The 26,918-nt window shown below is 37.9% G+C and carries 29 protein-coding genes; 1 reads left to right on the top strand and 28 read right to left on the bottom strand.

Translation table 11 applies throughout. The features are described 5' to 3' along the window. The 27 genes from FH508_RS02815 to FH508_RS02685 form a co-directional block, all read right to left on the bottom strand. On the bottom strand, positions 1-840 hold the full coding sequence (locus FH508_RS02815; protein ID WP_173478596.1) for a flagellar hook-basal body protein: 840 nt from the start codon (positions 838-840) through the stop codon (positions 1-3). A gap of 25 nt (positions 841-865) precedes the next feature. Beyond that, positions 866-1,699, bottom strand: a complete 834-nt coding sequence (locus FH508_RS02810; RefSeq protein ID WP_173478597.1) for a flagellar hook-basal body protein — start codon at positions 1,697-1,699, stop codon at positions 866-868. A 21-nt stretch (positions 1,700-1,720) separates the two neighbouring features. Beyond that, positions 1,721-2,716, bottom strand: coding sequence for a rod shape-determining protein (locus FH508_RS02805; protein ID WP_173478598.1), 996 nt, complete (start codon positions 2,714-2,716; stop codon positions 1,721-1,723). Positions 2,717-2,883: 167 nt separating this feature from the next. After that, positions 2,884-3,144 carry a sporulation transcriptional regulator SpoIIID gene (locus tag FH508_RS02800; protein ID WP_004269485.1) on the bottom strand — a complete coding sequence of 87 codons (261 nt, stop codon included), beginning with the start codon at positions 3,142-3,144 and terminating at the stop codon, positions 2,884-2,886. Positions 3,145-3,278: 134 nt separating this feature from the next. Continuing rightward, complete coding sequence (locus tag FH508_RS02795) at positions 3,279-3,935, bottom strand: M23 family metallopeptidase (protein WP_173478599.1); 657 nt, start codon at positions 3,933-3,935, stop codon at positions 3,279-3,281. Between the two features lie 37 nt (positions 3,936-3,972). After that, positions 3,973-4,914: a stage II sporulation protein D gene (spoIID, locus tag FH508_RS02790; RefSeq protein WP_173478600.1), complete on the bottom strand. Its 942-nt coding sequence runs from the start codon at positions 4,912-4,914 to the stop codon at positions 3,973-3,975. Between the two features lie 141 nt (positions 4,915-5,055). Next, positions 5,056-6,369, bottom strand: coding sequence for a UDP-N-acetylglucosamine 1-carboxyvinyltransferase (gene murA, locus FH508_RS02785; protein ID WP_173478601.1), 1,314 nt, complete (start codon positions 6,367-6,369; stop codon positions 5,056-5,058). 397 nt (positions 6,370-6,766) lie between these two features. After that, positions 6,767-7,006 carry a DUF1146 family protein gene (locus FH508_RS02780; RefSeq protein ID WP_173478602.1) on the bottom strand — a complete coding sequence of 80 codons (240 nt, stop codon included), beginning with the start codon at positions 7,004-7,006 and terminating at the stop codon, positions 6,767-6,769. A 58-nt stretch (positions 7,007-7,064) separates the two neighbouring features. Beyond that, positions 7,065-7,472 carry a F0F1 ATP synthase subunit epsilon gene (locus tag FH508_RS02775; protein ID WP_173478603.1) on the bottom strand — a complete coding sequence of 136 codons (408 nt, stop codon included), beginning with the start codon at positions 7,470-7,472 and terminating at the stop codon, positions 7,065-7,067. A 24-nt stretch (positions 7,473-7,496) separates the two neighbouring features. Continuing rightward, on the bottom strand, positions 7,497-8,912 hold the full coding sequence (gene atpD, locus FH508_RS02770; protein ID WP_173478604.1) for a F0F1 ATP synthase subunit beta: 1,416 nt from the start codon (positions 8,910-8,912) through the stop codon (positions 7,497-7,499). A 49-nt stretch (positions 8,913-8,961) separates the two neighbouring features. Beyond that, positions 8,962-9,819 (bottom strand): ATP synthase F1 subunit gamma, encoded by an 858-nt coding sequence (gene atpG, locus FH508_RS02765; RefSeq protein ID WP_173478605.1) that lies wholly within the window; start codon positions 9,817-9,819, stop codon positions 8,962-8,964. A 49-nt stretch (positions 9,820-9,868) separates the two neighbouring features. Continuing rightward, positions 9,869-11,377 (bottom strand): F0F1 ATP synthase subunit alpha, encoded by a 1,509-nt coding sequence (atpA, locus tag FH508_RS02760; RefSeq protein WP_173478606.1) that lies wholly within the window; start codon positions 11,375-11,377, stop codon positions 9,869-9,871. A gap of 28 nt (positions 11,378-11,405) precedes the next feature. Then, a complete protein-coding gene (locus tag FH508_RS02755; RefSeq protein WP_173478607.1) occupies positions 11,406-11,942 on the bottom strand; it encodes a F0F1 ATP synthase subunit delta in 537 nt (178 codons plus the stop codon). After that, positions 11,939-12,457 (bottom strand): F0F1 ATP synthase subunit B, encoded by a 519-nt coding sequence (gene atpF / locus FH508_RS02750; RefSeq protein ID WP_024362902.1) that lies wholly within the window; start codon positions 12,455-12,457, stop codon positions 11,939-11,941. The genes FH508_RS02755 and atpF overlap by 4 nt, the downstream gene beginning before the upstream one ends. A 177-nt stretch (positions 12,458-12,634) precedes the next feature. Continuing rightward, positions 12,635-12,859, bottom strand: coding sequence for a F0F1 ATP synthase subunit C (gene atpE, locus FH508_RS02745; RefSeq protein WP_004269474.1), 225 nt, complete (start codon positions 12,857-12,859; stop codon positions 12,635-12,637). A gap of 63 nt (positions 12,860-12,922) precedes the next feature. After that, complete coding sequence (atpB, locus tag FH508_RS02740; RefSeq protein ID WP_139860291.1) at positions 12,923-13,633, bottom strand: F0F1 ATP synthase subunit A; 711 nt, start codon at positions 13,631-13,633, stop codon at positions 12,923-12,925. A gap of 35 nt (positions 13,634-13,668) precedes the next feature. Beyond that, complete coding sequence (locus FH508_RS02735; protein ID WP_139860289.1) at positions 13,669-14,040, bottom strand: ATP synthase subunit I; 372 nt, start codon at positions 14,038-14,040, stop codon at positions 13,669-13,671. A 541-nt stretch (positions 14,041-14,581) separates the two neighbouring features. Continuing rightward, positions 14,582-15,703, bottom strand: a complete 1,122-nt coding sequence (gene wecB, locus FH508_RS02730) for a non-hydrolyzing UDP-N-acetylglucosamine 2-epimerase (protein WP_173478608.1) — start codon at positions 15,701-15,703, stop codon at positions 14,582-14,584. A 180-nt stretch (positions 15,704-15,883) separates the two neighbouring features. Continuing rightward, a complete protein-coding gene (upp, locus tag FH508_RS02725) occupies positions 15,884-16,513 on the bottom strand; it encodes a uracil phosphoribosyltransferase (RefSeq protein ID WP_173478609.1) in 630 nt (209 codons plus the stop codon). A gap of 127 nt (positions 16,514-16,640) precedes the next feature. Further along, positions 16,641-18,794 carry an EAL domain-containing protein gene (locus FH508_RS02720; RefSeq protein WP_173478610.1) on the bottom strand — a complete coding sequence of 718 codons (2,154 nt, stop codon included), beginning with the start codon at positions 18,792-18,794 and terminating at the stop codon, positions 16,641-16,643. Positions 18,795-19,098: 304 nt separating this feature from the next. Further along, positions 19,099-20,340, bottom strand: a complete 1,242-nt coding sequence (glyA, locus tag FH508_RS02715) for a serine hydroxymethyltransferase (RefSeq protein ID WP_173478611.1) — start codon at positions 20,338-20,340, stop codon at positions 19,099-19,101. 62 nt (positions 20,341-20,402) lie between these two features. Continuing rightward, entirely contained in the window at positions 20,403-20,945 is a 543-nt protein-coding gene (locus FH508_RS02710; RefSeq protein WP_173478612.1) for a TIGR01440 family protein, read from the bottom strand. A 123-nt stretch (positions 20,946-21,068) separates the two neighbouring features. Then, on the bottom strand, positions 21,069-21,506 hold the full coding sequence (gene rpiB / locus FH508_RS02705) for a ribose 5-phosphate isomerase B (protein WP_173478613.1): 438 nt from the start codon (positions 21,504-21,506) through the stop codon (positions 21,069-21,071). 411 nt (positions 21,507-21,917) lie between these two features. Beyond that, positions 21,918-23,201 (bottom strand): methyl-accepting chemotaxis protein, encoded by a 1,284-nt coding sequence (locus FH508_RS02700; protein ID WP_173478614.1) that lies wholly within the window; start codon positions 23,199-23,201, stop codon positions 21,918-21,920. An 8-nt stretch (positions 23,202-23,209) separates the two neighbouring features. Beyond that, positions 23,210-23,650 (bottom strand): low molecular weight protein arginine phosphatase, encoded by a 441-nt coding sequence (locus FH508_RS02695; RefSeq protein ID WP_173478615.1) that lies wholly within the window; start codon positions 23,648-23,650, stop codon positions 23,210-23,212. A gap of 17 nt (positions 23,651-23,667) precedes the next feature. Then, complete coding sequence (locus FH508_RS02690; protein ID WP_173478616.1) at positions 23,668-24,165, bottom strand: manganese efflux pump MntP; 498 nt, start codon at positions 24,163-24,165, stop codon at positions 23,668-23,670. A gap of 594 nt (positions 24,166-24,759) precedes the next feature. After that, positions 24,760-25,017, bottom strand: coding sequence for a hypothetical protein (locus tag FH508_RS02685; protein WP_173478617.1), 258 nt, complete (start codon positions 25,015-25,017; stop codon positions 24,760-24,762). Positions 25,018-25,137: 120 nt separating this feature from the next. On the opposite strand from FH508_RS02685, the gene FH508_RS02680 reads away from it, so the two are divergent. Continuing rightward, a complete protein-coding gene (locus tag FH508_RS02680; RefSeq protein ID WP_173478618.1) occupies positions 25,138-25,335 on the top strand; it encodes a hypothetical protein in 198 nt (65 codons plus the stop codon). A 466-nt stretch (positions 25,336-25,801) separates the two neighbouring features. Here FH508_RS02680 and FH508_RS02675 read toward each other — a convergent pair whose 3' ends face one another. Further along, entirely contained in the window at positions 25,802-26,836 is a 1,035-nt protein-coding gene (locus FH508_RS02675; RefSeq protein ID WP_173478619.1) for an L-threonylcarbamoyladenylate synthase, read from the bottom strand. Positions 26,837-26,918 lie beyond the last annotated feature (82 nt).

Here is a 26,918-nt window from a genome sequence, read left to right as displayed (position 1 = left end):
CTATCTAATGCCATTAATTAGCCCTAGCATTTGGTCAGCTAGTGTTACGGCTCTTGCATTAAATTGATAAGCACGTTGCGTTTCAATTAAATCTGTCATTTCCTTCGACAAGTTTACATTCGATAATTCGAGTGTACCATTTTGCATGCCGATTTGCTGACGATTTGCGCCTTGTAAATCTGTTACAACTTCAGCTTGTGCAAATCCTAGCTCCGCTAAGTTATTCGGTAAGCCTAAATATGTGCCAGATACATGCTCCATTAGCTGTGGCTTTTGGAATTCCGTTACAGCGAGATCCGTACGAATAATATCTCCATTCGGATATGTTGCTTCTAACGAGCCTCCATCGCGAACAGCAAATCCTTTTACATTATCAGGTAATGTTATAGGCTGTCCATTTGCATCAGCTACTGGATAGCCATCTGTATTAACAAGCATTACCGTCCCATTATTTAAAGGTGATAAATAAAAGTCACCTTGACGAGTATACACTGTTTTCGTACCATTTTCACCATCTGGCATTAAAATGTTGAAATATTGTTTTGGCTTCGTAAAAGCTAAATCAAGGTCACGGTCTGTTGTTTGAAGGGAACCTTGCTTATGATTTGTTTGAATTTGGCCAAGCATTGCGCCAGAGCCGTAGCGTATACCTACTGGTGATTGGCGCGCTGTAGGATCCTTTGTATCATTATTAAATTGCTGGTACATGAGTTCATTGAACGTAGCTTGTTGTGCTTTATAGCCATGTGTACCACTGTTAGCAATGTTATTACTAATTGTATCTAGTTTATTTTGCAATTGGCCCATTGTATTCGTTGCGGTAATCATTGTTCGTAGCATGAGAATACGCCTCCTGTTCGCCTAATTATAGTTTGCCGATTTCGTTAACAGCCTTTTCCATACTACGATCATAAGCCTGCAACACTTTTTGGTTTGCTTCAAAAGCTCGATACGCTGTCATTAAGTCTGTCATTGTGCGACCAGAATCTACGTTAGAGCGTTCTAAATAATTTTGACCTAATGTAAACGATACGCCATTTGCGCCGTAAGCAGTAGGTAAAGCCGCTCCATTTTCTGTACGAATTAAGCCATTGTCTTGTTTGACTAGCATGTTCGGATTGGCAGCAAATGATACACCTACACGTGCTACTTGCTGGTTGTTTACAAAAATAGTGCCGTCTTGATCCAGACGGAAATCATCATTTGGTAGCTGGATGCGTTGTCCAGTTTCTGATAATACGTAAAGTCCTTGCGCATTTACTAAATAGCCTTGACCATCTAATGTAAAATTCCCGTTACGCGTATAGGCTTCTCCACCGTCTGGATGTGCTAAACGGAAGAAAATTGAGCCAGTAACACCATCTTCATTTTGCGGTAAGTATCCATCAATTAGGGCCATATCTGTTGTTAAATCCGTACTATAGATTTGACCTTGTATGTAATTTGGCAATGTTTCTTGCATATAAATTCCTGTATTTAACGCACCAACTTGGCTCATATACTGCGAGCCTGCTTGCTGATTGGCAGGTGCATTTGTTTTACCTACGCTCGACATTAGCATATCTGGAAATGAACGAATTGTGGATTGATCAGCTTTATATCCAGGCGTATTTGCGTTTGATAGGTTGTTTGTCAGTAATTCTGTTCGTCTTTGTTGTGCTATCATACCTGTTGCTACTGTATAAAACCCTTTGAACAAAGGAATCACCTCATTGTATTTTTATAGGGATGCTGGAACACGGTCAATATTTTCTAGCATAATACCAGTGCCAATTGCCACACAGTCCATAGGGTATTCAGCAATAAAGACTGGTACTTTTAATTCTTCGATTAATAGTTGGTCCATACCGTGTAGCAATGCGCCACCACCAGTAATAATTACACCGCGATCAATAATATCCGCTGACAGCTCAGGCGGTGTTTTTTCCAACACGTTTTTAGCTGATTGTACGATCATTGCTACCGATTCATGTAATGCACGCTCGATTTCTTCAGAATGAATCGTAATAGTACGAGGTAAGCCTGTTACCATATCTCGACCACGAATATCCATTGAATCGTTACGTCCACCTTTAAATACAGTACCGATTGTTATTTTGATTGCTTCTGCTGTACGCTCACCGATTAGCAATTTATATTCCTTTTTAATATATTGCAAAATATCATTATCAAAAACGTCGCCCGCTACCTTAATAGACTCACTTGTTACAATGTCACCCATTGAAAGTACTGCAATATCTGTAGTTCCACCACCGATATCAACTACCATATTGCCACTTGGTTGGAAAATATCCATTCCTGCACCGATTGCCGCAACTTTTGGTTCTTCCTCTAAATATACTTTTTTACCACCAGATTTTTCGGCGGCTTCGCGAATAGCTTTTTGCTCTACACTAGTAATATTTGTTGGGCAGCAAATTAAAATACGTGGTTTAGATAAAAATCCTTTTAAATTTAATTTATTGATGAAATGTCTAAGCATCGCTTCAGTAACATCAAAATCTGCAATTACTCCATCACGTAATGGTCGAATTGCAGTTATATTACCAGGCGTACGCCCCACCATTTGACGAGCTTCTTCTCCTACAGCTAAAACTTTGTTTGTCTTTTTATCTATTGCTACCACTGAAGGTTCATTAAGGACGATTCCTTTACCTTTTACGTGAATCAATACGTTCGCAGTTCCTAAGTCAATGCCTATATCCTTCGAAAACATTTTTAAAATTCTCCTTCCCGCCAGTTCAAACTACATAACGTTCCTATTGTCTATTTATCTAGAATATTTTATCACACCCCATTGGTAATTTCACCTAAATTTAGTTAATCCGCTTGTTTTCCTACAATTATATGTACACAAGTAGCAAAGTACAAAAAAAGAACGAATCATTCTTGACTCGCTCTTTCTTTCCACTTGTTTTTCGTTGCCTCTCCTCCACGAATATGACGTACGGCTTTATGGTAGGCGAGAATCTCTTTCACTTGATCAGCTAATCCTTCATGAATTGTTGGTAATCGCTCTGTTAAATCTTTATGCACCGTACTTTTTGAGTAACCTGTCATTTTCGCGAGGACACGCACAGTTTCACGCGTCTCAATCAGTAGTTCACCGAGGCGTATGCAGCGCTTCCGAATGTGCTCGTGCACGTTCTTCGTCCTTTCCACACAATTTCACAAAATGGCTTTGGCATCAGATGCACGTCTGCGCATTTCTTCACCTTATGTGGGGACAAAGCTATTCAGAACACGTTTTGCACTTTCTCGTTAAAATGCTGATTTTTTTAAAATGCTAGTAATTTTTTAGGATTGATATATTTCCCGTTTTCTAGAACTTCAAAATGCATGTGAACGCCAGCTGCTTGATTCCACTCATTGTCAGTCGCTTTACCAAGTGCCTGACCTTGTGCAACTTCATCGCCTTCTTTAACGACAATGTCCTTCACAGAGCTGTAATTTGTTTGCAAACCATTTGCATGTTCAATAACGATTTTATTGCCTGTGAACGCATCTAGTTTTACTTCTAGTACTTTACCACTCAACGCAGCAACTACTTCGAATTCCTCTCCATTCATAGAAAGAGAAATGCCTGATGAAGTTGTAAAAGTTTGATTGAATACCATTAGTGCATTTTCACGCGACTCTTCATTGGCTTCTACTTCATAAAATTCCTGTGAAACTTGTACTTTACTAAAGTCTGCTTCTTTGAATGGATACTTCATTGTTTCTGTTCGTGCATTTGTTTCAACTACTGGACCTGGGTCAACTTGTGCTAGATCTGGTAATGGCGCCTCTTCTTTTGATACGAGACTATTGTAACCAAATAACAAACCTGCTAACACTAACGCACCTCCACCGTATACTACCGGCCAAAACCAAGGTTTTTTCTGCAATTGTCCTTTTTCATTTTGAGAAGTTTTACTATTTTTATCCTCTCTCATTTTCATCACCTCTAGTTGCAGTGTGAACAACTAAAAGCTATTTTAAACATGCATCTATTTTTTTTATCTCAACTTGTTGATAATAATAGTGTAAAATTTCTGAGGCGGTCTTTCCTTCGGTCGCCATCGCATTTGCACCATATTGACTCATACCGACTCCGTGACCATATCCTTTCGTTGCTACTTGAACTTTTCCTGTGTCCTTACTATAGGTAATCTTAAAATCAGTCGACGGTAATTGTAAGAGTGTTCGAACCTCTCTCCCAGACCACACGTTGTTCCCCATTTGTAGCCGCTCTACACGTCCTGAATCATTAAGGAACACTTGAATACGATTAAAATCTGCCGCCTGCCATTTAATCGACCATAAGGCATTCCATTCGGCTAATGTCCATTCTTCTATTGTTGCAAACTTTGGAGAAGTTTGATCGGATATACTTGCGACGCTTTGTAAATATGGCAAGTCGTTACCACTGTAGCCATAAGCACTCTCTGTTTTTCCATTGCTCGTTGAGTGAAACATTGCCGTGATTAATTCATTATCATATAGAAGAACTTGTCCTTGAGTTTCTGTAATAGCTTCGACAATTTTCTTTTCATTTCCCGGGAAATTGCTAGTCCAATTTGCTTTTCTTTGTTCCTTATTATAGAAAACTTGCCTTGCAACAGTAGGTGCAATGGCATTCTTGCCGTAATTTGTCGTTTTCAGAGCATATGTCCTTGCAGCAATTGCTTGTGCTTTTAAAGCTTCCTTATGGAAAGAAACAGGCATTTCAGCTGCAACTACACCCACTATATACGTTTCTAAAGGAATTCTTTCTTGTTGTCCCTCCACTTCTATGAATATTTCACAGGCTTTTTCCGTCGTTTGTGGAGCTTTAACATTGTCTTCTGTTCGTCTCTCACTGAATGCTAAAGGCAGCATATATAATGTGCCAATTAAACAAATAACAGCAATACTCATTATCCATTTTTTCATAAGGAATAATATGCGAGATTTCTTTAATATATGAGTGTTCTACTAAACGTAAAAGTCTCATTATCTTGTTTTAAAGAGTAGATTTCGATTTAACAACAAAAAATCTCTTTGCTTATCATAAGCAAAGAGATTTCATTAGCGTTAGTTTGTTGGTAATTCCAAAGATGCCTTTTCTTTTTGTACAACTTCCATCGTTGTTACACGTTCAATATTAGCGCCAAGTGACGCTAATTTCCCATGGAAATCTACATAACCACGATCTAAGTGATGAAGCTTTGTAACTCTCGTAATACCTTCTGATACAAGACCAGCTAAAATTAATGCAGCGGCAGCTCGTAAATCTGTAGCCATTACCTCAGCTCCCTGTAAGTCTACAGGTCCTTCGATAAAGACAGAGCGGCCTTCTATTTTTGCGCCTGCATTCATGCGACGAAACTCTTCTACGTGCATAAAACGGTTTTCAAAAACAGTTTCGGTAATAATACTCGTACCTTCTGCAGTTAACATTAATGCCATCATTTGTGATTGCATATCCGTTGGGAATCCTGGATGTGGCATTGTTTTAATGTCTACAGCTTTTAATGTACTTGGTACATGTACGCGTATACCTTCATCTAGCTCTGTAATTTCTACGCCCATTTCACGCATTTTGGCTATTAGAGCCGTCATATGCTCAGGCACAGCATTTTCTATCGTTACATCACCTTTTGTTATCGCAGCAGCTACCATAAATGTACCTGCCTCTATACGGTCTGGTATAATGTGATGTTCAATTCCATATAATGTGTCGACACCTTCTATACGAATCGTATTCGTACCTGCACCAATAACACGGCCTCCCATACTATTAATGAAGTTAGCAAGATCTACGATTTCAGGTTCTTTTGCTGCATTTTCAATAACAGTCGTTCCTTTTGCTAGAGATGCTGCTGTCATAATATTTTCTGTAGCTCCAACACTTGGGAAATCTAAATACACATTCGCACCTTGTAAACGACCCTCTACCTTCGCTTCCACATACCCGTGCCCAAATGAAATTTTTGCACCCATTGCCTCAAAGCCTTTTAAATGTAATTCTATTGGACGTGAACCGATTGCACAACCACCCGGTAAAGCTACACGTGCAAAGCCATTACGAGCAAGTAAAGAGCCCATTACTAAAATTGATGCACGCATTTTACTAACAAATTCAAATTGAGCTTCACTTGAAAGATCCTTTGTTGCGTCTATATATACAATATTGTCTTCTGGTATATATGTAACATCAGCGTTTAGACTTTTTAGTACTTCATTTATGGTATAAACATCTGCTAAATTAGGGACTTCTTTAATTACATTTTCTCCTTTTGAAGCAAGTAAAGCTGCTGCCAGGATTGGTAACACTGCATTTTTTGCGCCCTCTACACGAACTTTTCCCTGTAGCTTTTGGCCGCCAGTCACTATAATTTTATCCACCCTACGTCCCTCCGAATTCAATCTCTTAACCTATCGAAAATTTATTTTAAAAAAAGATGTATAATGTCATAATCAGTAAACAAACAACTTTATAGTACAACTTTTCACACGCTCGTTCAAGCGTCCAAATCACTATTTTAATGCATTTATTGATATTTTGCTATTTATTTATTGTACGCATTATTTTTTTTTTTGTGAATGACCAATAACACGGTAAAAAATGTAATTCTCTTATACATAATGAAAGTTCGTGACTAAAATATATCCGTTTATATGGATTGCTAAACCTCTTTTGTACATATTTCAAAGGACCACATAAGTTATCTTATGGAGCCCTTCGAAATATGTACCTATAAAGTTATGCTTCCGTCTACGTATTATGTTTATCTCGCTAAATTTAAAATAAGTACGGAAGTTTTCCAGACCAGCTTGAAATTTGAAGAAAGAAATTAGAAACTGCTGTGCCTATCGCAATGCTTAACAAAATATAGATCAACTGTATTTGAAATACTTTATTTTTCTTAAATAGTTTTTCTAACATGAAGGCTTGCAAAGCGTAAAATGTGATAGCAATAAAAAATAGATGCGATAGAATTCCCATTAAAGCTTCTTGCCCTACTGCTTCATAAATTTCCACATCGTGTTCCTCCATTTAAAAAACGGGCAGATATTGAATCTGCCCGTTAAAAATTGAATTAGATATTACCCTCATGAACGTTGATACGATTCAACGCACGTTTTAATGCTAGGTCAGCACGTTTGAAATCAATGTTATCTTGTTTGCTTTGAATTCGTCCTTCAGCACGTTTAACGGCTTCTTTAGCACGTTGAACATCGATATCTTCAGCAATTTCAGCAGAAGGTGCTAAAATTGAGATCTTTTCTGGACGAACTTCAATGAAACCACCGCTTACAGCTACAACTTCAGTAGAACCGTCTTCTTTTTTCAGCTTCACTGCACCAATTGCAAGTGGAGCAACCATTGGAATATGGCCAGCAAGAACACCAATCTCACCAGAAGTTGTTTTCGCGATTACCATTGATACTTCAGAATCGTATACTGGGCCGTCGGGAGTGACAATATTGACTGTAACTGTCTTCATATTTTTTCCTCCTCGTCCCTAGTATTAAACCTCTACGCCCATGCTTTTCGCTTTTTCAACTACTTCTTCAATAGAACCAACTAAACGGAAAGCATCTTCTGGTAGGTGATCGTGTTTACCATCAAGGATTTCCTTGAATGAACGAACCGTTTCTTTAACAGGAACGTAAGAACCTTTTTGACCAGTGAATTGTTCCGCAACGTGGAAGTTTTGAGATAAGAAGAATTGAATACGACGAGCACGTTCAACTGTTTGTTTATCTTCATCAGATAACTCATCCATACCTAAGATAGCAATGATATCTTGTAATTCACGGTAACGTTGGATTGTACGTTGTACGCCAGTTGCTACTGCGTAGTGCTCAGCGCCTACGATTTCTGGTGATAATGCACGAGAAGTCGAAGCTAATGGGTCAACCGCAGGGTAGATACCCATTTCAGATAATTTACGCTCAAGGTTAGTAGTTGCATCTAAGTGGGCGAAAGTTGTAGCTGGAGCCGGGTCAGTATAGTCATCGGCTGGTACATAGATCGCTTGAATAGAAGTTACAGATCCTTTGTTAGTAGATGTGATACGTTCTTGTAATTTACCCATTTCAGTAGCAAGTGTTGGTTGGTAACCTACCGCAGAAGGCATACGACCTAATAGGGCAGAAACCTCTGAACCTGCTTGTGTGAAACGGAAGATATTGTCGATGAATAAAAGTACGTCTGCACCTTGCTCATCACGGAAGTATTCTGCCATTGTAAGACCAGTTAAAGCTACACGCATACGTGCGCCTGGTGGCTCGTTCATTTGACCGAATACCATCGCTGTTTGCTTGATAACGCCTGAATCGCTCATCTCGAAGAATAAGTCGTTCCCTTCACGAGTACGCTCACCTACACCAGCGAATACAGAGATACCTGAGTGCTCTTGTGCGATGTTGTTGATTAATTCTTGGATTAATACAGTTTTACCTACACCTGCACCACCGAATAGACCGATTTTACCACCTTTAATATATGGTGCTAATAAGTCTACTACTTTGATACCTGTTTCAAGGATTTCAACTGAAGTTGAAAGCTCATCGAAAGTTGGTGCTTCGCGGTGAATTGAATCACGACGAGCATCAGCTGGAATTTCTTCACCTAAGTCGATTACTTCTCCTAATACGTTGAATACACGACCAAGAGTCACTTCACCAACTGGTACTGAGATAGCTTTTCCTGAGTCTGTTACTTCTGCTCCACGTTGTAAGCCATCAGTAGATGACATTGCAATTGTACGAACAGAATCATCACCTAAATGAAGTGCAACTTCTAATGCAAGAGTTGTTGGTTCTTCATTAGGACGTTCAATCTTAACTGTTAATGAGTTATAGATTGCTGGTAATTGGCCATTGTCGAATTTTACGTCAACAACTGGACCCATTACTTGAATAACATGTCCTTTATTCATTACTGTGTACCCTCCTATCGTATTCTTATACGACATTGGTGAGCTGAGCCTATTCTAAGGCTGCAGCCCCACCAACGATTTCTGTAATTTCTTGTGTAATTGCTGCTTGACGTGCACGGTTATATTGCAATGAAAGATCTCCGATAAGATCAGATGCGTTATCAGTTGCATTTTTCATAGCAGTCATACGAGAAGCATGTTCACTTGCTTTTCCATCTAATAATGCGCCGTAAACTAGGCTTTCCGCATATTGTGGAAGTAATACTTCAAGAATTGCTTCACCAGATGGCTCGAATTCATAAGAAGCTTTACTGCTTACAGTTGCAATATCAGTTAATGGAAGAAGTTTTTTCTCTGTCACTTCGTTAGCGATAGCGCTAACAAAGTGATTGTAGTACATATAAAGTTCATCATACGTACCGTCAATGAACATACCAACAGCATTACGAGCGATTTCTTTAATATCAGCAAATGACGGTTGGTCAGGAAGAGCAACTACACTGCTAATAACATTATGATCACGTTTCACAAAGTAATCACGAACAACACGACCTACTGCTAACACAACGTATTCGTCTTTTGATTTATGACGCTCGTTGATTGTACGTTGCACTTGACGAAGGATACTTGAGTTGTAAGCACCTGCAAGACCACGGTCAGAACCAATGACTAAGTAAGCTGTTTTCTTAACAGGACGTGCAGTTAACATTGGATGTCCACTGTCTTTTGTACCTGAAGCGATAGCGCCTACTACGTCCTGAATTTTTTCCATGTAAGGAACGTAAGCTTTAGCGTTTTGCTCTGCACGACGTAACTTTGAAGAAGAAACCATCTGCATCGCTTTCGTAATTTGTTTCGTACTCTTTGTTGAATTAATACGACCTTTTATTTCGCGTAAGTTTACCACTGGTATTTCACCACCTTTTGTTTTTTAATCAAGCGACTATTTTTCTTACTTATTCTGATTTAGCGAAAGTTTTTTTGAATGCAGTTAAAGCTGCTACGTATTCCGCGTCAGGAGCAAGTTCTTTAGTAGTACGAACATGATCTAAAACGTTTGTGTGGTTTGTATCTAACCAGCTTAAGAATTCAGATTCAAAACGAACGATATCTTGAACTGGAATATCATCTAAGTGACCTTTAGTTAATGCATAAAGGATTGCAACTTGTTTTTCAACTTTAAGTGGTTTGTTTAGGTCTTGTTTAAGAACTTCAACCGTACGTTTACCACGCTCAAGTTTAGCAAGTGTGATTTTATCTAAATCTGAACCGAATTGAGCGAAAGATTCAAGCTCACGGAATGCAGCTAAGTCAAGACGTAGTGTACCCGCAACTTTTTTCATCGCTTTAATTTGAGCAGATCCACCTACACGTGATACAGAAAGACCGGCGTTAATCGCTGGACGTACACCTGAGTTGAATAAGTCAGATTGTAAGAAAATTTGTCCATCAGTGATTGAGATAACGTTAGTTGGGATGTATGCAGAGATATCCCCAGCTTGTGTCTCAACGAATGGAAGAGCTGTGATTGAACCATTTTGATATGTTTCATTTAACTTCGCAGCACGTTCTAATAAGCGGCTGTGTAAGTAGAAAACGTCACCAGGGTAAGCTTCACGGCCTGGAGGACGGCGTAGAAGAAGTGAAAGTTCACGGTAAGCTGATGCTTGTTTAGAAAGATCATCATACACGATTAATACGTGTTTACCTTGTAACATGAATTCCTCTGCCATAGATACACCAGCGAATGGTGCTAAGAATAATAATGGAGCTGGTTGAGAAGCTGATGCTGTCACAACGATTGTGTAATCTAAAGCGCCATGTTTACGGAAAGTTTCTACTACACCACGTACAGTAGATTCTTTTTGACCAATTGCAACATAGATACAGATCATGTTTTGGTCATTTTGGTTAAGGATTGTATCGATTGCTACAGATGTTTTACCAACTTGGCGGTCACCAATGATTAACTCACGTTGACCACGACCGATTGGTACAAGTGCGTCAATCGCTTTGATACCAGTTTGTAGTGGTTCGTGTACTGATTTACGAGCCATTACACCGAAAGCTGGGCTTTCGATTGGACGAGATTTAGTTGTGTTGATTGGACCTTGTCCATCCACTGGTTGACCTAGTGGGTTTACAACACGGCCAATTAGTTCTTCACCAACTGGTACTTCCATAATACGACCTGTACGACGAACTTCATCGCCTTCTTTGATGTCTGTGTATGGACCTAAGATAACGATACCAACGTTACCTTCTTCTAGGTTTTGAGCCATACCCATAACACCGTTAGAGAACTCTAGAAGCTCTCCAGCCATGGCGTTGTCGAGGCCATGAGCAAGAGCGATACCGTCACCAATACGGATAACTGTACCAACTTCGCTTACTTTAAGTTCAGATTCATAATTCTCAATCTGTTGTTTAATCAGACTGCTGATTTCTTCAGCCTTGATGCCCATGTATGTCACCTCTCACATTTCTAAATTATTAACCGATTAATTCACGTTTTAGACGCTCAAGTTTATTCACTACTGAGCTATCATAAATATGGTTACCGATTTGAACACGAATACCACCTATTAATGAAGGATCGATTTCGTTTGTAATGTTTAATGATTGTTTCCCAACAAGTTTAGAGAATGCCGCAGAAATTTTAGCGCTTTCTTCAGCAGAAAGTTCACGAGTTGAGAATACAGTTGCATCTGCAGAACCTTGTGCCTGTGCAGCAAGCTCAGCATATGCGTTTGCAATTAGCTTCACTTCGTTTACACGTTTTTTCTCTACAAGTAGTTGAACTGTGTGTAAAACTTCTGGCGTTGCACTTGCAAAGATTTCAGCTACCATTTGTTTCTTGCGTTCGATAGAGAACTTAGGCGCGTTTAAAAGTGTTAAAAAATCTGGAGATTGTGTAACAACTTTTGTTAACTCGTTTAAGTCTGCCCCAACTTCTGCAAGAATATTTTTTTGTTGCGCAATTTCAAATAGAGCTTGAGCGTAACGCTTTGCTACAGTTGAATTACTCATTGAGCTTCCCCTGCCTTCGCAATCGTCTCTTCAATTAGAGCACGGTTGTCTGCCTCAGAAATCTCTTTGCTAAGGACTTTAGATGCTGCAAGTACAGATAATGAAACGACTTCATCACGTACAGCTGCGATAGCCTTTTCTTTTTCAGACTCGATTTCACGTAAAGCCGATTCTTTTAAGCGGTTAGCTTCATTGCGAGCTGCTGTAAGAATTTCTTCTTTTTGCATTTCGCCTTGCTTCTTAGCACCCTCAACAATCGATTGTGCTTCCGTACGAGCTTCTTTAAGAAGACTTTTTTGTTCTTCTAAAAATTTGTGCGAATCTTTACGAGCTTTTTCAGCTGCTTCGATCTCACTAGCTACTAATTCTTCACGTTGTTGCATAATGCCCATTAATGGGCCCCAAGCGAACTTTTTAAGTAGAAGCATTAATACTAAGAAGATGACTAATGTTGAGACGATATCTCCACCATTAAATCCTCCACCTGCACCTAGTACAAGATTGTCTAAAAACACGATTGTTTCACTCCCTTCAAGAGCTTTAACTTCAACATATTAGTTTGTAATACTTAAAAACTTACCTATTTTAAAAAGCTATATTTGCACATAGCTTTTATCAGTTCCAAAATGAAGGGCGAAGTTTCATCTGGAGAATCCTGCTTCGCCACTAGTAAAATTCAGTATACAACTGAATTATTTGTTCATTACGATGAATGCTACTACTACTGCGATGATCGGTAATGCTTCAACTAATGCAACCCCGATGAACATAGTAGTTTGAAGAACGCCACGAGCTTCTGGTTGGCGAGCGATACCTTCAACTGTTTTTGATACGATAAGACCGTTACCAATACCTGCACCAAGTGCACCTAAACCGATTGCGATTGCTGCTGCTAATAAACCTAATGAACCTGTCATTTTAAAATTTCCTCCTTGGAATTGTTTGTTTTTTTGGTTCAAGCATAAATTTTATGCTTTATATTAATGGTCATCGCTCACTTTATGAGCCATGTAAACCATTGTTAACATTGTGAAGATAAAGGCTTGGATAAAGCCGATGAAAATAGAGAAACCTTGCCATGCCATCATAGGAACAATTGCACCTACGAACCCTAAAGGACCTGATACGGCTAAACCTGCGATTAATGCAAGTAAAATTTCACCTGCATAAATGTTACCGTAAAGACGCAGACCTAATGTTAAAGTGTTCGCAAACTCTTCAATAATTTTTAGTGGGAACATAAATGACATTGGTTTGAAGAACGTACCAACATAATGGCCTGTACCCTTCATTTTGATACCATAGTATTGAGATAATACTAAAATCATTGTTGCAAGAGTCATTGTAACCGTTGGGTCAGCTGTTGGCGATTTCCACCAAAGTTCATGGTCATAGACGATAGAGAATGGAAGACCTAATAAGTTAGATACTGCGATAAACATAATAAGTGTGATACCTAGAATGTGGAATCGTCCACCAGTTTTCCAGTCCATGTTGCTTTTGATGATATTCTTTACGAAATCCATAATCCATTCCATAAAGTTTTGCATACCAGTCGGTTTTAACTTTAAGTTTCTAGTTGAGATAACAGCGATTAAAAATACGACTATTGCTGCAACTAGTAACATCATCACTGTAGATAAGTTAAATGTTAAAAAACCTATGGTTACTAACGGAGCTTCATGATTCATTGTTATTTTTCACCTCTCTTTCTAATAAAGCACAATTAGTGGTTCCTTACATGAGATACAATTCTCTCGACAAAGAGAACTACGTACGGAATCATTAGCCCTATGACCGTGCTAATCAAGTGAAAATAGTTTGGCAACGAAATGGCTATAGCGACTGCCGCTACACCTGATCCAAAACGCAGTGCTGTACCAAGTGAACCTATTTTCTTCCCTTCACTAATGGAACGATCAAACTTCTCCATACGGCGAACCAAAATCCAAAAATTATACGTACCAAAAAATGCACCGATTGCGATGCCCGCAAAAACTGTTTGAAAGGACGTAAAGCCCCAGCCTAATGCGCAAAGTGCGAGCAAAAAAAATAACGCTCTCTTCTGCACAGCAAAAATGTGATGCAAATCTAGCATTGGTTTGTAGTCTCCTGAATCATTTTTTCGAGTAAAGAAAACGTTTGCTGACCACTTTGTGAAATCAGAAAAGAGCAGTGAAAAACACTACTCACAGCGGAATAGTAATGGGAGAGTCATTTGAATGAAATTACAGGTGTAAATTCCTAATAATGCCTTACACCCCTTACTGATTCGGTGATTTACCGAAACGCACAAAACGTTGCAAATCGACAGCGATGGTTTGAACTGTCAATTTAGTAGAAACTTGATATAACAAGTGTTTCAACGTCTATCAACGAATTGAAACCCTTATCATTCTTACCCTTTGTAAGCATACAATAGGAGATATTTGAAGTCAATTAGTAAAGGAGAAAAACTTCACAGCTACTATACTCTTGTCAAATTGTTGACAAATTTGTGTATGAACTTTCATAGATTATAAAAACTTTTTTAGAATAATGCAAAAAAAAGCTAATTTACGACATAGATATGCTCGTAAATTAGCTCAGCAAAGAATTTTAGTTCTTTTTGCTTATTTTTTAGAAGTCAAAATGATATATTACTTGCCTTTTTGCAAAAAATTCAAGAGCGCTTCCACGATTCGCTGTGAAGCATGTCCATCGCCATAAGGATTAGAGGCTTTTGCCATAGCTTCGTATGCATCTTTATTCTCTAGTAATTCTTTTGCAAGAGAATAAATTGTTTCCTCTTCTGTTCCTGCTAGTTTCAAAGTTCCAGCAGCGATTCCTTCTGGACGTTCTGTTGTATCACGAAGAACTAGAACTGGTTTCCCTAATGACGGCGCCTCTTCTTGCACACCACCAGAGTCTGTTAAGATCATATAAGAATTCGCAGCGAAGTTATGGAAATCAAACACTTCAAGAGGTTCAATTAAATGCACTCGGTCATTATCACCTAATATTTCATTGGCAATTTCTCGAACAGCAGGGTTCATATGCACTGGGTAGACAACTTGAACATCATCATGTTCAGCTAATATCCGTGTAATCGCTCGGAACATATGGCGCATTGGCTCACCAAGATTTTCTCGGCGATGTGCTGTTAATAATATCATGCGATCGTTTGCTATTTTTTCTAACACGGGATGTGTATAATGCTCACTCACTGTTGTAGCTAATGCATCAATAGCCGTATTACCAGTGACAAAAATAGTATCCGCATTTTTATTTTCATCCAGAAGATTTTTCTTCGATACTTCTGTTGGTGCAAAGTGCAAATCAGCCATGACACCTGTTAACTGACGATTCATTTCCTCTGGGTAAGGTGAATACTTATTCCAAGTTCGAAGACCTGCTTCAACATGTCCAATCGCAATTTGATTATAAAATGCTGCTAAGCTTGCGATAAATGTTGTCGCCGTATCACCATGCACTAAAACGATATCAGGTTGCGCTTCTTTCATGACTTTATCTAAACCTTGTAATGCATTTGTTGTCACGTCAATTAGCGTTTGACGATCCTTCATTATATTTAAATCGTAGTCGGGTGTGATTTTAAATGTTTCTAATACTTGGTCAAGCATTTGGCGATGTTGTGCTGTTACAGTCACGATTGATTCCACTTGCTCGGGATGTTTTTGTAATTCCAATACAAGCGGGGCCATTTTTATCGCCTCTGGTCTCGTACCGAAAATCGTCATCACTTTCCATTTTTTCGTCAAAACGATTTGCACCGTCCTTTGGTTATATTGTACATCAAGCGTTATGGTCTACATCCAAAATAAGTGAGACCTAATTGCCTAAACATACTATGAAACGTCCTTCAATAATGAAGGACGCTTTCAAATGCTATAAAGTTGCTGTAGGAAAACGATATTGCTTTTCGGGCAATTTCCTACTTATTATTTCGTACCGAATAAACGGTCACCAGCATCACCTAGACCTGGAACGATATATCCATGATCATTTAACTTTTCGTCAAGTGCTGCAATATAGATGTCCACATCTGGATGCTCATCTTGAATTACTTTTACACCCTCTGGCGCAGCAATTAAACACATAAATTTAATGCTTTTCGCACCGCGTTTTTTCAGTGAGTTGATAGCTTCCACTGCTGAACCACCCGTAGCAAGCATTGGGTCTACAATAATGAAATCGCGTTCTTCCACATCTGCTGGAAGTTTTGCATAGTACTCAACAGGTTTTAATGTTTCTGGGTCACGGTAAAGACCAATATGACCAACTTTCGCAGCTGGAATTAGTTTTAATACGCCATCTACCATACCAATACCTGCGCGTAAGATTGGGACAATTGCAAGTTTTTTCCCTGAAAGAACTTTTGTTTTTGCGATTGTTACTGGTGTTTCAATTTCAATTTCTTCTACAGGCATTTCTCGCGTAATTTCGAATGCCATTAATGTTGCGACCTCATCAACTAGCTCACGAAATTCTTTTGTTCCTGTATTTTTATCACGAATATAAGTTAACTTGTGTTGGATTAGTGGATGATCAAATACGTATACTTTGCTCAAAGGGGTTCTCTCCTAACCGTTCGGATTTCATTTTTATCTCAACTAGTATAACAGAAAACATGAGCTGTCTCAAAAATAAATTCGAGATATTCCCTTTTCCAGAGTGTTTGCTACAAATAGAAGCAAATTATACATCAAGTATAGAATCAACTTGCTCAATCGCCATCGGTTTATAATAGAAGTAACCTTGTCCGACCTTACAACCAAGCGCACGTAATATCTCAACCTGTTCCTCATTTTCGATTCCCTCTGCAACAGATGTCATGCCTAAATTTAAGGCAAGCTGAATGATTGAACGGACAATTGCCAATGTCGCTGCATCATTTATATCATTAATAAAGCTACGATCTATTTTTAACTCCGTGAACGGCAATCTTTGTAAATAACTAAGTGAGGAAAAACCCGTCCCAAAATCATCCACTGATGTTTTAAAGCCATAGCTCTTTAATTCTTGAATAATGGCAAATGCGGTTTGAAAATCTACTAAGCCGATATTTTCAGTTACTTCTAAAATAATATTGCTTGGGCTAATCCTATATTTTTCAACTAAAAGTCGGATATCCCTTACAAAATGAGGATAGTAAAAATGATCAGGCGATATATTGACCGCGACTTTCACTAACTTTTTCCCCGATTGTTGACGCTCCGCTAGCCAAGCAAGAACAATTTCTAAAATTTGTATGTCAATTTCACGAACCTTCCCTGCATTTTCAGCAACAGGTATAAACATTGCTGGTGATACAAAGCCGAGCACTGGAGAATGCCAACGAGCTAGCGCTTCAATACTTTGAATTTCCCCCGTTCGTAAATCTACTTTTGGTTGTAGATTTACTGAAATCTCTTTATTTTTAAGTGCTTGGGATAAATGATTTAATACCGTCATTTGTTGTTCTAGTAAATCATTGCGTTCCTTCGTAAAAATCTCCATATGTGTCCCTGGCTTGTTGGCCGCATAAGATAATGCATTATCTGCAAATCTTATTGCATCTGCAATTTTAATATCTTTATCAAAAGAAGAAATTCCTGTCTTTAATGTAATATACATATGTTTACCATTTATAATAAAAGGCTGGCGCGTTAATTCTTTTATGCGAAGCTCATAATCATTGAGCTCTTCATCAGGTGTCAATTGTGAAATAATAAGACTAGAACTTGTGAATCTAGCAATATACTCTTTCAAATCATGGTTATGTTCTTGAAGACGTCTGGCCATTTGCCTTAATAATTCATCCCCTGCTTCTCGCCCATATAATTCAACAACTTGATGAAATTCACTTGGTTTTACTATTTTAATAAAGCCTATTCGCCCTCGCTGCTCTTCCTTTTCCATCTTATTTAAGAAGCTATGTCGATTTGGTAAGCCCGTCGTAATATCTTTATATGCTAAATCCCATATTTTTTTCTGTGTTTTCGCATACGAATATGCTAATGCAACGAGTGCTCCTATTTTTTGAAACACATTGTTAAAAAATACACTTTCCCCTGGGTATTGAGAAAATATTGCAAAAAGTCCGATTGCTTGTTGTTTTTGATTGCGAATAGGTACAAACCATCCCGAGTGATTATTTGTTAGGTTAGCAAAATTTTTAAATTCTATTGGAATAGCAACCTCATCTAGTTTATAAGCGATTATCGGTGTTTCCTGTTGCATTACCTTTCGATAGAAGTCACTCATTTCGAAAAGCTGAGGCACATGTTGGCGAACACTACTAGACGTAAAAACTTGTAATTGATTTGACTCTGTTTTAATAAGAACTGAGCTAAACACATATGGCGTGAAAAAATGATTTATTTTGCTACAAATAGTGTCCATTTTTTTATAAAATGGCTGGTCTTTTTCTATTGCCTCATAAACGGTTTTCTCTAATTCCGCTATAAAATCTTCAGTATGATAATACGTAATATCCTTCACAATTATTAACACGAATAATGTAACATTATCATCATTTTGAAAAGGAAGGGTTTGCATTTCTGCCCAAAATGGTGGCTGTTCGAAGCGATGATGGTGCAACTTTTCTGTCGCCATTGCTCCACTATGTATTTTCTCTTTTATTTTTTCAAGCATTGTCGTCTGTAACTCACTTGAAAACATCGCAAAATAATCTGTTTCTAGAATCTGTGAACGTATTGCATTTGTAAGCATGCAAAAAGAATTATTACACTCTACTATGAAATTAGTATTAGCGTCCAAAATAACGTAGCTTTCTTTAGATTGTTCACCTAAGTTACGAATTGTCGTTAATAAAATATTTTTTTGTACGTCCATAGATTTAGTAACCATCCAACCCCTCCCGTCTATATCCATCAATTCTACTCCTTTATATTGTACATAAAAAATTCGATAAATTGTCACTTTTGCAAAAAAACAATTCTTCTTCGGGACATTAATTGTCCTCATCCAATATAATATAACCTTTTATCCTATATTTATGTAAAAAAATCCAAAAATAAGATGAATTTATTTTTATATAAGCAAAAAATATAGTTTTGCAGTTTCATCTAGTCGGCTTCATTCCATAAAAACTAAAGGCTGTGCCTAAAGTGAACAACACCTTAAGGCACAGCCTATAATTAAACAATACTAATTATGCGTATAATGGATGCTTATCAGTTAAAACTTTAACACGATCTTTTGCATCAGCTTTTACAGCTTCATCTTCTGGGTTTTTCAGTACAGCTGCAATAATTGCGCCTACTTCTTTCATATCTTCTTCTTTAAAGCCGCGTGATGTAACTGCAGGTGTACCAATACGAACACCAGAAGTAACAAATGGAGATTCTGTATCGTATGGAATTGTGTTTTTGTTTGTTGTAATACCTACTTCATCTAATGCATGCTCTGCAACTTTACCAGTTAAGCCAAGAGATTTTACGTTTAGTAGTAATAAGTGATTATCAGTACCATTAGATACGATTTCAACACCTTCTTCGATTAACACTTCTGCTAAAGCGCGTGCATTTGCTTTAATTTGTTTAGCGTAGTCTTTGAATTCAGGTTGTAAAGCTTCTCCAAATGCGACTGCTTTTGCAGCGATAACATGCATTAATGGTCCACCTTGAATACCAGGGAATACAGATTTATTTAATTTTTGCTCCCATTCTTTTGAAGCAAGAATTAAACCACCACGTGGTCCACGTAATGTTTTATGTGTTGTAGATGTAACAAAATCAGCGTAAGGAACTGGTGATTGGTGCTCTCCTGCCGCTACTAATCCAGCGATGTGCGCCATATCCACCATGAAGTAAGCGCCTACTTCGTCTGCAATTTCACGGAATTTAGAGAAATCGATTTCACGTGGGTATGCAGATGCACCAGCTACAATTAGTTTTGGTTTGTGTGCTAATGCTTTTTGACGAACATCTTCATAATCGATAACATGTGTATCTTCTGTTACTCCGTACTCTACGAAATTATAAAGGATACCTGAGAAGTTTACAGGCGAACCATGTGTTAAGTGACCACCATGTGATAGGTTCATTCCTAGCACTGTGTCACCTGGTTGTAAAATTGTATGGTATACAGCCATGTTTGCTTGTGCACCAGAGTGCGGTTGTACGTTGGCATACTCTGCCCCAAAAAGTTCTTTCACACGATCACGTGCAATATCTTCTACTACGTCTACGTGTTCACAGCCACCATAGTAACGTTTTCCAGGATAACCTTCAGCATATTTGTTAGTAAGAACTGAACCTTGTGCTTCCATTACTGCTTCAGATACAAAGTTTTCAGATGCAATTAACTCGATATTCGCTTGTTGACGTTTTTTCTCAGCTAAAATCCCATCTAATACTGCTTTGTCTTGTACTGCTAATTTTTCGTATGCCATGTTTGAAAAAGCCTCCTAAGTATAATCGTTATTTACATGTACCTCTGACAACAGAAGTAGAGTTATTTATATACAGCACGTTCGCCACCAATTAGTTTTGGACGTGTTGTTGCTACTGTGACAACCGCTTCTCCTACTGTTCGCACTGATGTACGAACTGGAACAGCTACTTCCTTTAAATGCATACCAATTAAAGTTTGGCCTATATCAATACCTGCATGTGCACGTATCGCTTCTACAACTATTGGGCTTTCCAATTTTGTATAGGCATAAGCTGACATCGACCCGCCTGCAGTGCGAACAGGAATAACGGACACTGGTTCATAGCCCAACTGTTCTGCAACTGAAGCTTCCATCGTAATCGCTCGATTGATATGCTCACAGCCTTGGAACGCTAAATATAGCTGATGTTTCTTGGCAAATGCCTGTAATGGCTCAAAAATTGCTTCTGCTGTTTCAAGTGCACCTGCTGTGCCAATTTTCTGACCAATCACTTCAGACGTAGAGCAGCCTACGACAAAAATAGTCTTTGGTCGTAATACTACTTGCTCTTCGAATTCACTGAGTAACTGAGTCAATTGCGTTTGGATTTGTTGCACAACCATTAAGCTCAGCCCCTTATTTTAATGTCTTTTATTTACGCTAGGCGTCAAGCTAAGGTAAGAGTGACAGTGCGAGACTGTCACTACCTATTTGTTTTTGTGTGAACGGCTGAAAACGATCTTGTATTACTGTTCTAATTCAGCGATTTTTTCCACACGGCGTGTATGACGACCACCTTCAAAATCTGTTTCAAGCCATGTTTGAGCAATTTCACGTGCAAGGCCAGGGCCAATTACGCGCTCACCCATCGCTAAAATATTTGAATCATTATGGCAACGTGTTGCTTTAGCACTAAATACATCATGCACTAATGCACAACGAATGCCTTTTACTTTGTTCGCAGCGATGGACATGCCAATCCCTGTGCCACAAATTAAAATGCCTTTATCAAATTCCCCGTTAGCAACACCTTCAGAAACTGGCTTTGCATAATCAGGATAGTCTACTGAATCCGCAGATTGTGGACCAAAATCTTCGTAGCTAATATTAAGCTCATCTAACAGTTGCATAATCTCACGACGTAAGTTATTGCCTCCGTGATCAGAAGAAATTGCTATTCTCACTGGGTTCCCTCATTTCGAATTATAGTCAACATTAGTTTACCACTTCTCTTTCAAGAATAACATGATTTTTGTTGCAATTTTATGCTGATTTCTCCTAAAAGACGAACATTTCTTGTAATTAGACTTAAAAACGTTCATTTTTAAGTCAATTTCCTGTGGATAATGTGAATATCCTGTTAATAAATTCGGGTAATGGTCTTTTGTTGTAATATTCCCTCTTCTGAAGTTTTTCTACCTTTTCAACTACAGTGGACATACTATTTCAATATTTTTTCAATTGTACCTGTTAATAACGGTCATATCCCCTCACAACGCGTAATTGGTTTATCAATAGAAAAGACTGTGGATAAGCTCGTTTTTTTGAGCCTGTCCACAGTCTTTCATTTGCCTATACTATTGAATGCTTTTTTGCTACGCTTCTCTATCGAATTGTAGAATCATTTTATGCAATGCTTCGGATTGTTTTTTCAAATCTTGCGCAAGTTGTTCTACTTGTTCAATTGCATGTGCTTGCTCTTCAGTTGCACTGCTTACTTCCTGTGCACCTGCTGATGTTTCTTGAGCAATTGCTGCTACTTCCTGAGATTGTCGAGCAGTTGTTTCAATATTGTGCATCTGTTTTTCAATTAATGAAGAAATCTCTACGATTGCTGTTGCCATTTCATGGACGCTTGATGACATCCCTTCAACCGCAGTCGTTGTTTCGGAGACACGTGCGGCCTCTTTCGTTGCAAATGCTACCTGTTGATTCATTTGTTTCACAACCACTTCAACATTATGTTGCATTGATTGAATAAGTGTCGTAATTCCTTGAACAGCTTTTGCACTTTCATCGGCCAAACCACGAACTTCTTCTGCCACAACAGCAAAGCCTTTGCCATGTTCCCCTGCACGTGCTGCTTCAATAGATGCATTTAATGCGAGTAAATTTGTTTGTGCTGCAATGTCGCCTACTAAACTAATGATACGTTCAACTTGTCCAGCATTATCTTCTAATGTACGAATACTTTCTAGTGCTTCATTGTTGCCAGCCGCAATTTGTTGAATGCTGTTAACTAACGTTTCAATCGCTTTTGTTGTATTAGTTAAATTATGTAAGATCTCTTTCGATTGCGTTGCAGACTGTTCTGCTCTCGTATTTACTTCTGTTGCTAATGTGCGCACATCCTCAATCGCTTCTGCTGTATCTTGCACTGCTGTAGCTGACGCTTCTGCTCCTGCGGAAATATGTTTTACTGTCACCGCAATACCATCAGCTTTCTTTGTTGCTACAGCGGTTTCATCGGATAACTTAATAATTGATTGATTTGTTTGTTGAAAGTTTTGATCGATACTTTCCACCATATGGCGTAAATTTAACACCATTTGTTGGAATGCTATTGCCACTGAACGAATCTCATCGTTCGTTTTTGGCATCACTACATCCTGTCCAATTTTTCCTTCTGCAACGCGTGTAGCAGAATATTCAAGACGCTGTAAAGGCTTGATTAAAATAACACTGAAAATTGCAGCTAAAATACCTGACCATATAATCCCTAATAAATAAGTAATCACTTCAAATAGCTTACGATTAATCTCTGGGAAAAAAGTAGGTTGTATAAATTCAATGAATACAAAGCTGATACTATAAGTGATCAGTGCTAGAATACTTACAAATAATACTAATTTAAGTCGTAAGCCAAACTGTTTTTTCATAGTGCCCCTCAATTCTTCTCAAGTATTTTAACTAACTGTTCTACTAATTTCTCTAGTTCTGCAAATGTTTCTTCATATATGGCTTTATTACCGCCGTAAGGGTCAACAACATTTTCTAAACTTCCTTCATGCACATATTCTTTCAATGTAAAAACTTTTTCTTCTTTGTTTGGATAGTTTGCAATAATCGTATCTCTGTGTGCTGTTGTCATTGTTAAAATCAAATCGGCCCACTCTATTTCAGCCATCGATAATTGTGTAGCTGCATGTTGATGTGCCATATTCGCTTCATTTAAAACTTGCTGCGCATGTGCTGACATTTCAGCGTTCGGCATTGCATAAATCCCAGCAGAACGAACCTGAACATTGTCGATTTGCTTCTGCTTTAAAATAGCCTCTGCCATCGGACTGCGACAAGTATTTCCGGTACAAACAAATAATATATTCACACTTATCACCTTCCTTATTATTTTCGGAGTGCTAAAATACTCATAATGATAAAAACAATCCCTGCAATAATTTGAATTTTGTTCCCCAAAATAACCTGACTTCTGCGAGCTATAACTAAAGCCCCATATGCACAAAGAAAAGCACTCAATCCAGCACTAATAATAAAAATTGTTTTTTCTAAGTTAAGCATACCAAAAGAAACACTTACTGAAAAGGTATCTAGGCTAGCAGTCACAGCTAATAAAACTGGTGAAATGGTTATTTTCTCATTTTTACTGGAAAACAAAAGCAAATGTAATCCAATGCTAAATAATAAAATACACGAAATCCATTGGCCCCACTCTAATAAAAACCGCACTAAGTAATTTCCTAATTCAAAGCCAAGTAGTGGAAAAAGCATATGTAACGTTGCTGTCCACATGGCCAAAAAAAATCGATATTTTACATTTGGAATTAATACAAATAAACCGACGACATCGACAGACGTTAAAATACCTGCAAGAATACCCTGCAAGAATGCACTCCTTCGCTTCCTAATATTTTATCATTTTATGCTCGGAAATACATTATTATCAATAATGTTCATATTAAAAAAAGGGCTATCTAATAAGCCCCTTAGAGATATCTGGCGGATACTGGTTACTTGTATGAGCCAGTAATAATAATTGAAAAGGTCGTTTAGAAAGTTCTAAAACAATAGCGTTTAAAATAGTCGCTAATAAATAAACTGACTTTGTCTACAGCCTGAGAAGTGATATTTGCGTTATTGGTATATTGAATCAATATAAATATTTTGAACATTCACTTCTGTTTTGTAATAACCGCTATGTAAGTTAGGCAAACTTACATAGTATCTTTCAATTTTTAAATCTGCGTAACCTGCTAATCTACTATATTTTGTTGAATCTGCTGGTATGTTTGTAGAAACACCATACGATTTAGAAAATGAGAAATTAATGCTTCCCCAATCAGTATTAGTTGTTGCAGCAAAGCTTTCTGATTGATTATTTGTTAATGTATAAAGTGAAGCTTTTGTCCAAAAAGGTGTGAACTTTGAATAACCCGAGAATACTCTGTTTTTATATTGAGTTCCTATTAGTCTATGTCCTTATCTTGCTAAGGTAGTAAATTCTGGAGCATAGCCGTTTGAATTGATATAATTTAAATGCAGTCGCATCTCTTTAATATTATCAAAAGCAGTTATCGATCCATCTGATTTCTTGATGTATAAGTTTTCAAAATCTACTTTTGATGAACTTACTAGCTCAAGATTAAATGCATTAGCTGATACGTCTTGTGAACTAAAAATAAATAAGACTAGAGTGAAGCTAAGTAAGAGAGATACTTTAAAAAATACTTTTTTCATTACAAAACCCCTTTTCCTATTTTATTTTTTTACTTCATGTACTATTTTATCGCACAAAAAAATAATAAAAAAATCAATTTTTTCTTTAAATAAGTCAAAATTTGATAAGGAGGGTTTATATTGAAACAAAGAAAAAATATAAATGTTTCAGAAGCCATTCTATTGGTGAGTTCTTTTTTTATGTTTATGTATATTTCAAAAAACATGATTTTTGTGAATGAATTTTCCGATTTCTTTGAAAGGAGTTCATTATGGCTCATATTACCTTGTATTACACTAATAATTGGAATAATTTCTTTTGTAGCTAGAAAGGAATAGTGGTTGATGTGTAAGTCGGGGTTGAATGATGAAAGTTGATAATTAGAGGTGGCAAACATATAGAAAAAATCTCTCTGATTTCGGAAAGACACTTGTTTAGTAGACACAAAGCATTTATCAAAAAATGACTACTGGACACAAGCTAATGAGCATTTAATATCAATACTGGAACTCTACTATGTAAAATTATTGGGAGTAGCAAAATCCGCTATGGCTTGAATACATTCAGATGATGTTACTTCTTAAATATACTTTTTGTTGTTTTTTTAATATGAAAAGTGGGCTGCCACCAAAAGTCATTTCAATGACTTTTGGGACAGCCCTTTTTATAGGTTGTCTTATAGAATCGCTAATAGAGAGAACATCTAATCGCCAATAAAATTGGGAGAATCGCCAGGAAAAACGCGTGTTGCGCCACGAAACCTTAACGAATCGCTAATAGTATGCCGATGCACGCCTCACAATCTTATAGTGAAAACCACTTGCCCCCAGCAGCTTTTTCAAGTCTGTTCATAATAGCCGCGCCTACACCTTCAGTAGATGTCGTCGTCACTAAAATAACAGTCGCTTCTGTTTTATCACAAGCTCGCAACGCATGATAGAGTGCTGCGCCCATCTCTTCTTTACTTCCCGCTTGGCCAATTGAAAAGTAATAATTTGCTTGAAGATCTTTAAAGCTCCCTGGTGCTAGAAGTGCTACTTTATGATGCTGCGCGTGAAGTTGTTGTATAGCTTGCTGTACTTTTTCTTCATCACAATCGATTAAGTATACGGGTGCATTCGGCGCATAATGTGTATACTTCATGCCTGGCGCTTTTGGTGTCTCTTCCATTGTCTGCTCTATTTTAGTCGGTTGAATAACTGGACCTATTACGGCCTCTAACATTTCTTTTGTAATACCACCAGGACGTAATATAACTGGTGGTTCATGTGTAACATCTAACACAGTCGATTCAAAGCCAATTCCTGTAGGACCTCCATCTAAAATATACGGTATGTACCCATCTAAATCATCTTTTACATGAATCGCTTCTGTCGGGCTAGGTTTCCCGCTACGATTCGCACTTGGAGCAGCAAGTGGTTTTTGAATTTGCTGTAATAATGCTAGTGCGACTGGATGATTCGGCATACGAATGCCGACTGTCTTTAATCCAGCTGTCACACTTTCTGCCAAAACATTTTGCTTAACTGGCATAACAAGTGTAAGCGGTCCTGGCCAAAATGCATCCATACATTTTTTTGCTAGCTCAGAAATATGTTCGATATAAAGAGAAACTTCCTCTTTCGTTCCTATGTGGACAATAAGTGGATTATCTGAAGGACGCCCTTTTGCCTTAAATATCTTTCTAACTGCATCATCATTTGTAGCGACTGCACCTAAACCATAAACCGTTTCTGTTGGAAATGCCACGACCTCCCCAGCATTCAAGATATCCACAGCTTGTGCATAAGTTATTTGACTATTCACATTACTATCCACAATCTTACACACGGTTTCCATATGAAAAACCTTCTTTCAATCGTTGTTTTTTTCTGAATTATCCACATTTTGTTTATAACTTATCAATGATTGTGTATAAGTT

The sequence above is a fragment of the Lysinibacillus sp. CD3-6 genome (assembly GCF_006351725.2).
GTDB lineage: Bacteria > Bacillota > Bacilli > Bacillales_A > Planococcaceae > Lysinibacillus.
This window is presented reverse-complemented; position numbering and strand designations above follow the sequence as displayed.

Coding starts and splice junctions, on each gene's coding strand:
- FH508_RS02720 (WP_173478610.1), bottom strand. CDS start 18,794: ATGGTTACTAAATCTATGGACGTACAAAAAAATATTTTATTAACGACA.
- atpE (WP_004269474.1), bottom strand. CDS start 12,859: ATGACAGGTTCATTAGGTTTATTAGCAGCAGCAATCGCAATCGGTTTA.
- spoIID (WP_173478600.1), bottom strand. CDS start 4,914: ATGAAAAAATGGATAATGAGTATTGCTGTTATTTGTTTAATTGGCACA.
- FH508_RS02805 (WP_173478598.1), bottom strand. CDS start 2,716: ATGTTTTCGAAGGATATAGGCATTGACTTAGGAACTGCGAACGTATTG.
- FH508_RS02675 (WP_173478619.1), bottom strand. CDS start 26,836: ATGGAAACCGTGTGTAAGATTGTGGATAGTAATGTGAATAGTCAAATA.
- FH508_RS02735 (WP_139860289.1), bottom strand. CDS start 14,040: ATGCTAGATTTGCATCACATTTTTGCTGTGCAGAAGAGAGCGTTATTT.
- atpB (WP_139860291.1), bottom strand. CDS start 13,633: ATGAATCATGAAGCTCCGTTAGTAACCATAGGTTTTTTAACATTTAAC.
- glyA (WP_173478611.1), bottom strand. CDS start 20,340: ATGGCATACGAAAAATTAGCAGTACAAGACAAAGCAGTATTAGATGGG.
- atpA (WP_173478606.1), bottom strand. CDS start 11,377: ATGGGCATCAAGGCTGAAGAAATCAGCAGTCTGATTAAACAACAGATT.
- atpD (WP_173478604.1), bottom strand. CDS start 8,912: ATGAATAAAGGACATGTTATTCAAGTAATGGGTCCAGTTGTTGACGTA.
- FH508_RS02775 (WP_173478603.1), bottom strand. CDS start 7,472: ATGAAGACAGTTACAGTCAATATTGTCACTCCCGACGGCCCAGTATAC.
- FH508_RS02685 (WP_173478617.1), bottom strand. CDS start 25,017: ATGAAAAAAGTATTTTTTAAAGTATCTCTCTTACTTAGCTTCACTCTA.
- FH508_RS02755 (WP_173478607.1), bottom strand. CDS start 11,942: ATGAGTAATTCAACTGTAGCAAAGCGTTACGCTCAAGCTCTATTTGAA.
- FH508_RS02795 (WP_173478599.1), bottom strand. CDS start 3,935: ATGAGAGAGGATAAAAATAGTAAAACTTCTCAAAATGAAAAAGGACAA.
- FH508_RS02710 (WP_173478612.1), bottom strand. CDS start 20,945: ATGGTTGTGCAACAAATCCAAACGCAATTGACTCAGTTACTCAGTGAA.
- FH508_RS02700 (WP_173478614.1), bottom strand. CDS start 23,201: ATGAAAAAACAGTTTGGCTTACGACTTAAATTAGTATTATTTGTAAGT.
- FH508_RS02815 (WP_173478596.1), bottom strand. CDS start 840: ATGCTACGAACAATGATTACCGCAACGAATACAATGGGCCAATTGCAA.